The 8,665-nt window shown below is 50.4% G+C and carries 8 protein-coding genes; 2 read left to right on the forward strand and 6 right to left on the reverse strand.

The features are described from left to right. Both JRI46_04755 and lysS read right to left on the reverse strand, forming a co-directional pair. Window positions 1-1,257 carry a lipoprotein-releasing ABC transporter permease subunit gene (locus JRI46_04755; GenBank protein ID MBW2038896.1) on the reverse strand — a complete coding sequence of 419 codons (1,257 nt, stop codon included), beginning with the start codon at window positions 1,255-1,257 and terminating at the stop codon, window positions 1-3. After that, on the reverse strand, window positions 1,257-2,744 hold the full coding sequence (lysS, locus tag JRI46_04760; protein ID MBW2038897.1) for a lysine--tRNA ligase: 1,488 nt from the start codon (window positions 2,742-2,744) through the stop codon (window positions 1,257-1,259). Before lysS ends, JRI46_04755 begins: the two co-directional genes overlap by 1 nt. Before the next feature lie 361 nt (window positions 2,745-3,105). On the opposite strand from lysS, the gene JRI46_04765 reads away from it, so the two are divergent. Continuing rightward, window positions 3,106-4,077, forward strand: coding sequence for a Do family serine endopeptidase (locus JRI46_04765; protein MBW2038898.1), 972 nt, complete (start codon window positions 3,106-3,108; stop codon window positions 4,075-4,077). A gap of 57 nt (window positions 4,078-4,134) precedes the next feature. Here JRI46_04765 and JRI46_04770 read toward each other — a convergent pair whose 3' ends face one another. Beyond that, window positions 4,135-4,917, reverse strand: coding sequence for an enoyl-CoA hydratase/isomerase family protein (locus tag JRI46_04770; GenBank protein ID MBW2038899.1), 783 nt, complete (start codon window positions 4,915-4,917; stop codon window positions 4,135-4,137). A gap of 11 nt (window positions 4,918-4,928) precedes the next feature. Next, entirely contained in the window at window positions 4,929-6,218 is a 1,290-nt protein-coding gene (locus tag JRI46_04775) for an acetyl-CoA C-acetyltransferase (GenBank protein ID MBW2038900.1), read from the reverse strand. A 239-nt stretch (window positions 6,219-6,457) separates the two neighbouring features. Between JRI46_04775 and JRI46_04780 the strand changes: the two genes are divergently transcribed. Continuing rightward, on the forward strand, window positions 6,458-6,652 hold the full coding sequence (locus JRI46_04780; GenBank protein MBW2038901.1) for a hypothetical protein: 195 nt from the start codon (window positions 6,458-6,460) through the stop codon (window positions 6,650-6,652). 197 nt (window positions 6,653-6,849) lie between these two features. Here JRI46_04780 and JRI46_04785 read toward each other — a convergent pair whose 3' ends face one another. Both JRI46_04785 and JRI46_04790 read right to left on the reverse strand, forming a co-directional pair. Beyond that, window positions 6,850-7,479 (reverse strand): hypothetical protein, encoded by a 630-nt coding sequence (locus tag JRI46_04785; protein ID MBW2038902.1) that lies wholly within the window; start codon window positions 7,477-7,479, stop codon window positions 6,850-6,852. Window positions 7,480-7,762: 283 nt separating this feature from the next. After that, window positions 7,763-8,506 carry a hypothetical protein gene (locus JRI46_04790; protein ID MBW2038903.1) on the reverse strand — a complete coding sequence of 248 codons (744 nt, stop codon included), beginning with the start codon at window positions 8,504-8,506 and terminating at the stop codon, window positions 7,763-7,765. Window positions 8,507-8,665: the final 159 nt, after the last annotated feature.

The raw sequence follows: 8,665 nt of genomic DNA on the forward strand, positions 1-8,665 counted from the left end.
TCACTCGTACCGCAAGGCTTCAGCTGGGTCCAGGCTCGATGCCTTCCAGGCCGGATAGATGGTTGCCAGCAGACTTATCCCTATGGCCACACAGACCACTATTATTACATCCGAGGAATCCACCCTAGAGGGGAGCTGGCTTATATAATAGACATCTCCTGGAAGAATCTTAAAACCGAACAACCTCTCCACAAAGTTGGAGATCCCCTCCATGTTGCAGGCGATGAGGAGCCCCAAGACCGACCCTACAAAGGTCCCCACCAGGCCGACGATCAGGCCCTCAAAGACAAATATCTTCATGATACTTCTGCGCTTCGCCCCCATGGACTTGAGGATGGCGATATCGCGGTTCTTCTCCATCACCACCATGATCAAGGTACAGATGATGTTGAAGGCGGCCACCCCAATTATCAGAGACAAAAGGATAAACATCACCCTTTTCTCCATCCTCAGGGCCGAGAAGAGGTTTTTGTTCATCTCCATCCAATCCCTGGTCTTGTAAGGAAAACCCAGTTCCCCCTCTACCCTCTTCGCAATGGCGCGGGCCTTATATATATCCTTCACCTTGATCTCTATGGCCGTGGCCACATCCCCTATCCTCAGAAACTTTTGTGCGTTGGGCAGGGAAATATAGGCCAAGGTGGAATCATAATCGAACATCCCGGACTCAAATATCCCTGTCACCCGAAATCTCTTTACCCGGGGCGTCATCCCCAAAGGGGTCACATCCCCCAGGGGGGAGATAACGTTCACCGGGTCATCGAGGAAGACACCCACATTCTTGGCCAGCTCCCTCCCCAGGATGATGCCGGGGAGCCTCCCCCCAGCATCTCGGTTCAGGCTACTGATGCTCCCTTCCTTGATGTTTTGGGGTAGCCTGGACACCTTACCTTCGTAAGAGGGGTCTATCCCCCGCAGGACTGCCCCGGCCACCCCTCCCTTGCTGGACAGCATGACCTGGGCGTAGATGAAAGGGGCGGCGGCACGCACACCTGGCACCTCTTCAACCTTCTCCACAACACCGTAATAATCCTTTATCCCACCACCATATCTAAGCAGGAGGATGTGTGCATTGGTCCCCAAGATCTTCTCCCTCATTTCATGTTCAAATCCGTTCATCACCGCGAGGACCACGATCAGGGCCATTACCCCCAACATCACCCCCAAGATGGAGATAAAGGTGATGATGGATATAAAGGTCTGCTTCCTCTTGGCCTTAAGATAGCGGAGGCTGATAAAAAGTTCATAGGGAAGCATCAGGGCCTTTTCCTCATCTGGGGAAAGAAGATGACATCCCTTATGGAGGGGGAGTCGGTCAAGATCATCACCAACCTATCTACCCCTATCCCCTCCCCTGCGGTGGGGGGCATCCCATATTCCAGGGCAATGAGAAAATCATCATCTATGAATGACATCTCTACATCAGTCGCCCCTCTTTGGGCCACCTGAGCCTGAAACCTCTCCCTCTGCTCCTCAGGGTCGTTGAGCTCGGAGAAACCATTGGCTATCTCTCTACCCACCATGAAGAGCTCAAACCTCTCCGTAACCGCTGGGTCATCTTTTTTTCTCTTGGCCAGGGGAGATACCTCCACCGGGTATTCGGTGATAAAGATGGGCTGGATGAGTTTGGGCTCTACTAGCTCTTCAAAGATCTTAACCAAAAGCTCTCCGTGGCTTTCATTCCCTTCCACCTCCAAGCCCAGTTCCTGCGCTCGTTCCCGCGCTTGAAGGTAGTCCTCTATTATGTTAGAAGAGGGCTCCATACCTCCATACTTAACAAGTGCCTCTTTCAGTGTGACCCTGGGCCAGGGAGGGTTCAGATCCAATTCTAACCCTTGATAGGTGATCTTGTAAGAACCTAAAACCCTCGAGGCGATCTCACCGACCATCTCCTCTGTCAAGGACATCAGGTCCTCATAGGTGCTATAACTCTGATAGAACTCCAGCATGGTAAACTCGGGGTTGTGTTGGGAGGAAAGCCCCTCATTGCGGAAGTTCCTGTTTAATTCAAAAACCCTCTCCAGCCCTCCGATCACCAATCGTTTTAGGTACAGCTCCGGCGCTATGCGCAGATAGAGCTCCATGTCCAGGGCATTGTGATAGGTCTTAAAGGGATGTGCAGCCGCCCCCCCAGGGATGGGCTGCATCATGGGGGTCTCCACCTCCAGAAAGTCCCTCTGGAGGAGAAACTCCTTTATCCCCTTGATGATTTCACTCCTTCTATAAAAGGTCTCTTTTACCGTGTCGTTCACGATAAGGTCTAGATAACGCTGTCGATACCTGATCTCCACATCGGTCAGGCCGTGCCATTTCTCCGGGAGGGGGCGGAAGGATTTGGCCAATAACCTAATGAAAGCGGCCTCGATGGTCAACTCCCCTGTCTTGGTCCGGAAAAGCCTCCCCTTCACCCCCAAAAAATCCCCCACATCTAACTTCTTAAACAGATCGAAAAGTTCCTTCCCCAGCAGATCCTTACGTAGGTATACCTGTATCCTCCCTTTTCTATCCTGCAGATGGGCGAAGGCCGCGCGGCCGAAGACCCTGATGGCCATAATGCGGCCAGCGCAGCTAAAGGCCTCCTCTAGATCTTGGAGGGCATCCGAGGACCAATCCCCATAGCCCTGTAAGATCTCAAGGGAGGTATGTTCTACCTTAAAATCATTGGGGAAGGGGTCAACTCCCATTTCCTCCAAGGTCTTTATCTTCTCCCTCCTCTGTTTTAAGAATTCACTCTCCTCCATCATCGCTCCGAGAGGCAAAAATTTTAACTAATCAAGGCTATCTTATTTAAAAAAAGAGGTCAATCCCAAAATTTATTACATTTAAACCTTGAAAAGGTTAAAGAAAACAAGTAATATCAAAAAAATTTATTCGAGGGAGGGCAAGGTGAACGTTAAAGAGAAAAGATGGTCCCTTCATCTCCTATTTTTATTGTTGGGGCTCGTTCTGGGGATCATTATATCTTACCAGACAGGTTGGTTTTTGCCCGGCAAAGGGAAGCCGCCCGCGAAAAAGAAGACATCTCTCATCGTCGAAGCAAAGACCAGGGCATCCGGGGAGGTCAAATCCCTGGCAGTAAGCCTCTCTGCGGTGGCCCAACGCGTGATGACGGCAGTGGTAAATATATCCTCCCTGCGGGTCTACCGTACCCCCAGTGAGCTGCCCTCTTCACCCCTGTTCCGGGATCCCTTTTTCAGGGACTTCTTCGGCGAAGACTTCTCCCGATTCTTTGGGATTCCGCGAGAACGGGTACAGAGAAGCCTTGGTTCAGGAGTAATCATCACCCAGGACGGCTATATCATCACCAACAATCATGTAATCTCTAAGGCCACCCAGATAAAGGTGAGCCTTGCTGACAAGAGGGAGTTTGAGGCCAGGATCGTTGGTACCGATCCGAAAACGGACGTGGCCATCCTGAAGATAGACGGCAAGGATCTCCATTTCATCCCCCTAGGGGATTCCGACAATGCCCGGGTGGGAGATATCGTGCTGGCCATCGGCAATCCCTTCGGCATAGGACAAACCGTCACCATGGGGATCATCAGCGCCAAGGGCAGGAGCAATGTGGGCATCGTCGATTATGAGGACTTCATTCAGACCGATGCCGCCATCAACCCCGGAAACTCAGGAGGGGCCTTGGTAAATATAGAGGGGGATCTGATCGGTATAAACACGGCCATCATCTCCCGCACCGGGGGATATCAGGGGATAGGGTTCGCCATCCCCTCCAACATAGCCAAGGCCGTGATGGAGGGGATCATTGAACATGGAAGGGTAATCAGGGGGTGGCTAGGGGTTTCGGTGCAGGAGATTACCCCTCAGATAGCCGCAGAATTCGGTCTTCAAAAACCAGGGGGTGCCCTCATCGTAGAGATCCAACCCCGCAGCCCTGCTGCCAAGGCAGGTTTGAGGAGGGGGGACATCGTCTTGAGCTACGGTGATGAAAAGATCGAGGAGGCAATGGAATTGAGAAACCTGGTGGCCACAACCCCGGTAAATACCAGGGTAGAACTGAACATATGGAGAAAAGGGCAATTCAAGAAATCAAACGTAGTTATAGAAGAACTGCCCGGATAAAATGTCGCTCTTGAGAACCTTTAAACGCTCAGGGGATGAATTCCAGGCTCTGAGGATTTATTCACCCCTGAATTGGGGCTTTTTCTTATCCAGAAAGGCCCCCATCCCTTCCTTCTGATCATAGGTAGCAAAGCAATTGGCCCATGTAGTTATCTCGATGGCTTCCCCTTCCTCTGTACCCAGGTCATAGCCGGCATTCACCGATTCTTTGGCCATGCTCACGGCCACCGGTCCATTGTGGGCTATTTTACGAGCGGTCTTTTTGACCTCCTCCAGGAATGTATCGTGGGGAAAGACCTTGTTGACGATCCCCAAGCTATAGGCCTTCTGGGCATCAACCATCTCCCCCGTGAAGATCAACTCCTTCGCCCTCCCCTTACCGATCAACCGGGGAAGCCTCTGGGTGGCGCCGAATCCTGGGAAGATGCCCAAGGTCACCTCCGGCACACCTAGTTTGGCCTTCTCCGAGGCATAGATGAAGTCACAAGCCAGGGCGATCTCCATCCCTCCTCCCAAAGCATAGCCGTTCACCGCGGCAATGATAGGCCTTTTGAGGTTCTCAATCATCCCCAGGGCGGCGTGCCCTAATCGGGAAAAGGCGCGGGCCTCCACAGGGGTCATATCCTTCATCTCCGCTATGTCGGCACCGGCCACAAAGGACTTTTCACCCTCGCCGGTGAGGATAACTACCTGCACATCTGCCCTCCCCTGGACCTCCTTCAGGGCCTGTTGAAGCTCTAAAAGGGTCTCCCGATTGAGGGCGTTGAGGACCTTGGGGCGATTGATCTTCAACAGGGCGATCCCTTCTTCTACCTCCAAGACCAGATTCTTGTAGCCCATTTGCTATCCTCCTATTTCTCCACGATCATGGCCATTCCCTGTCCGCCTCCAATGCACATGGTGCACAGACCATATTGTGCCCCCCTGCGTCGCATCTCATTGATGAGGGTTACCGTGACCCTGGCCCCGGTGCAACCGATGGGGTGGCCCAGGGAGATACCGCTGCCGTGGATATTGGTCCGCTCCATATCGAGCCCCATTTCTCGGATGCAGGCGATGGCCTGGGAGGCAAAGGCCTCGTTGAGCTCCACCACATCTATATCCCCGATCTTCAATCCGGTGGCCTTGAGGACCTTTTTGACCGCCGGGATGGGCCCCAACCCCATGTAGGCGGGATCCACTGCACCGGAGGCAAAGGCCTTGATGGTGGCCAGGGGCTTCAGGCCCAGTTCCTGCGCTTTCTCTTTCGACATAATGACCACGGCTGCTGCAGCATCGTTGATCCCCGAGGCATTCCCAGCAGTAACCGTCCCATCCTTCTTGAAGACTGTAGGGAGCTTGGCCATCTTCTCCAGGCTGGTGTCCATGGGACGTTCATCAGTGTCGAAGATAAGGGGCTCTTTCTTCCTCTGGGGGATCTGGACCGGTACGATCTCCTCCTGAAAGATCCCCTCTGTGATGGCCGCCCTGGCCCTTTGATGGCTCAAAAGGCCCAGTTCATCCTGCTCCTGTCTGCTGATCCCATATTTTGCGGCGATGTTCTCCGCCGTATACCCCATGTGATAACCGTAGAATATCTCCCAAAGACCATCATAGACCATCAGGTCGATGAACTCCCCCTTGGATGAGACATCCATCCTGTACCCCCACCTCGCCTTGGGCAGAACATAGGGGGTATGGCTCATATTCTCCATGCCGCCAGCCACTATAATCTCCGCCTGACCCAGGCTTATGGCCTGGGACCCGACAGTAATGGCCTTAAGGCCTGAGGCACACACCTTGTTAATTGTGTAGGCATTGGTCTCTTTGGGCAGTCCCGCGTATATGGTCGCCTGACGAGCGGTGTTCTGCCCCTGTCCCCCCTGCAGTACATTCCCCATAATCACCTCATCCACCTGAACGGGCCGCAGGGACTCATCCCAATCGTAACATCTCTTCTCTAACTCCGTCATCCCCTCACCCTTGAGGGCCTCCGGTCCAAAATCCATCATCTCAGGACCTATCTCAGGGCGCAAGCCAGCCCTCTTCAGGACCTCTTTGATCACCAAGCTCCCCAGTTCCACCACCGGCGTGCCCCTAAGGCTGCCTCCAAAACTCCCTATGGGAGTCCTTACACCGCTGACTATCACTACCTCTCCCATTTTGTCATGCTCCTTTCATTAAGATAATTTTTAAAAACGAACCGAAAGATAGTAAAAATTTTCACAATTAGATATAAACGAAATGCCCCTCCTTGTCAATAGATTTCTGATCTCTCCCGGCCAGTAATCTTCAAAGCAGTCAAAAGGGAAAAAGGGCTTGCCATATTGTCTCAGGTGATATATCCTGGATAAGCATTGGTCTTTAAGACAAGGGTTAACTTAAAAAAGGAGGGGATAAAATGGGGTGGATCTATTCCTTTTTGTGCAAGATATTTCTGGCCTTAGGGTTGGCCAGTTTAATAATGGGGGTCATCGCCAAGCTCGTCGAGTTTGTCGTATGGGGCCTTCTCCCCCTGAGCTATCTGCGCTTTAGCGGGATCTGCCTTCTGCTTGTCATCGCCATCAGCCTCTATCAAATGGCGGCGAAAAAATAAGTACCTACCCGCACAATCCTTCAAAATAGTTGAGGGATACTGTTTAAGAAAAATTTGTTATCAAAGAGATAAATTAACTTATTGATTTTACTGCAATACCAAATCAAGATAAAGCGCGTTTATTGTCAAATTTGGGTTTGGGCAACAACCTGTTAAGACCCCGAAATTCTACATAGGGATTTGCACCAAAACAGATGTCATTTATGCCACTCAGCTTGAAACGGCCCGCTCTGTGCTATATGCTCAGGCGCGGTATTTGATAGCGCTATCTCATCACCCAAGAAATCTCGTCCAGTCTGCTGGTAGCAATACCGCACAAAAGCGCTGCAATACATCGCATGCGGATCATCGAAAGGATTCGGTGCCCACACCCGTCTCGTGACGATCGCCAACCATGTACCCACCAGTTCTAGAATTGGATACTGCAGCTGCTCATCGCAGAGTTGTAAGGCTGTGCCTAGAACGGTATCTTGTTCGGATCTGCTGAGATCAAAATTGAGGATCGCTGCGTGTTCAATGTCATCCCGACACCACTTCCCAATCCAGTTCTCCTGAGCCCCATTCCGAAGCTGCGCGCGGCGTGGATCGATATGTATATCGCTTTCGAAGAGATATGGACTGCGACCTGTCGTGTGACCCGGGCCGCGCTGATCTGGACGCATTTCTCCGATGATAAACGTATGCGACCACAGCGATGGCCCGCCATTAGGTGTTAGTTTACACTGGCCAACCCGAATGGCCTCTCCGATCAAATCGGAAGCGCCAACGAGAACCACATGGCCTCGTCCATAGTTCGAAATAAAAAAATGTAAAAGATCTTCATTCATTGTTTCCCCTCCAAAAAACTGGCTGTATTGCCCGGGTTATCCTGGGACCACAACGAGACCATTGAGGAAAGGGGGTTGAAGCTCGGCATTTATCTTTTCTTTAATACAGATACCGCATGTCTTTGGATAACCCATGGCTCGCCCCTACAAAACTGATTTGGTAACCAGACTTGCACATATCTATATCCTTTCTGTTAAAAAGACCCCATAGACCCCATAGAATGATTTGTCAAATGCCAAGGGCGGACCCTCTTTTCTCCCCTTGGAAAAGAGTTAAAAACTCTCACTCAAAAAAAGGCCTAGAGGGGACAGGAGCTTCTTCAATTTTCCCTTTGATTCTTAAAACCATTTCTTTCAGACATCTTAAGAGTTCGAGAACGTTCTTTTCCTCAGCCATAAAATCAGGTTCCTCCCTATTCATAGCTTTAGATCTGTCCGGTTTTCTTTCTATTATTCTATATCTTGCGTTGATTTCAAACTGTGCTGCTTCGATGCCGCAGGTATGCTTGGCGAAGTAAGTCACTGTTCCCGAGCTGCCAGCTGTAAACCTATCAAGATTAAACAAAGGGTCCTGGATAGCTCGGAGTGATTCTTCAATTGTAGGCTTTAGCCTGGGGCATGAGCACTCTTCCATGTTATCTTTATCTATTATTCCGACATTAATCTTGTAATTCCTCGTAATGTCTGCTCCGTGAAGATCTGCGAGGAATTTTATCCCTTTTCCATCCACGAACTTTCTTATAACATCCTTATATCTTGTGTTGGTTAAATAGTTTGAATCTTCTCTTGTCTTGTTCTTTACAAATATGACGTGAGCGCCTGTAAGCTCTCCGAGCTTTATAGCCGTTGACGAAGTATATCCATCCTCTCCCTTCCAGACTCCATTTCTTAAGTGCTTAGCGCCATGAGGGGCTGAGAGCAAAACCGGAATTTTCCCCTCAATTATCTCGAAATAATCATCGCTTTCTTTGTTGTATTCTATCCGGTTAAACTCTATGTCTCTTATGTCATTGAGTATCAGGTTCATATGTTGCAAGAGGATACAAAGTTATACAGGGGCAAAATTTGGGGGCAAATCTTTACAGTCTGTTGAAAAACTCCGATTCACAAGGCCAATTCATATAATCTGCACTTCATATAATTCAATCTTAGCAAAGTCAGAAACAACCTCAAAAGGTAAAGTTGC

Source organism: Deltaproteobacteria bacterium (assembly GCA_019308925.1).
Lineage (GTDB): Bacteria > Desulfobacterota > B13-G15 > B13-G15 > RBG-16-54-18 > JAFDHG01.